Source organism: Paenibacillus sp. MAH-35, from assembly GCF_058135425.1.
The window spans coordinates 1-581 of the sequence record NZ_JBYUPU010000111.1; the positions used below are offsets into that span (position 1 = coordinate 1).

1 protein-coding gene is annotated in these 581 nt (G+C 47.3%); it reads right to left on the minus strand.

Annotation, left to right across the window (positions count from 1 at the left end; translation table 11 throughout):
* Positions 1-15: 15 nt before the first annotated feature.
* A partial coding sequence (locus tag AC3Y2E_RS34665) for a DUF2306 domain-containing protein (RefSeq protein WP_379217999.1) occupies positions 16-581 on the minus strand: 566 nt, incomplete at its 5' end.

A 581-nucleotide genomic window follows, 5' to 3' on the forward strand; every position in this document is an offset into this window, starting at 1 on the left:
AAACCAGCTCGCATACTAACCGGCTAGCGATTTTCTTCGAATGACCGCTTCCGCCAAGCTCAAATTCAATATCCAGCAAGCCCACACGGCTACCGTGTAAGAGAAGCCGTAGGGTTGGTCCATCGCATAATGGAGTATCGCTACAAGAATGTAAATGGTCGTGTTGGCAAAGGAAAGAAAGAAACTGCGAGTCATCCATTTGCTGTGCATTTGAATATTACGTTTTCGAGCCGATCGAACCCCTACTATTGTCGATAGAAGCCAGAGCGTATTCAAAATGATAAAGCCGATTGTGCTCCATGCGCCGCCGCTTGCGAAGAACGAGACGTACAAACTGGGGATAAAATTGATCACGATCGAGAGTGCATAGATGCGCCCGTTCCATCGATGAAGAGCGGGCCACCTCTGCCGAATCCGCGCAAGAATGCCGATGGGCCCGGTCAGGAGCGCAATAAGAGCAAGGGCGATATGAATCCGAATCATCAGCACCCATAACGATTCCTTGGCTATCACTTGGTCTTTTTTAGACAGGAAGCTTTGAATGTTAGGATCAAGAATGAAATTTTTTGAAAAAGTATGCA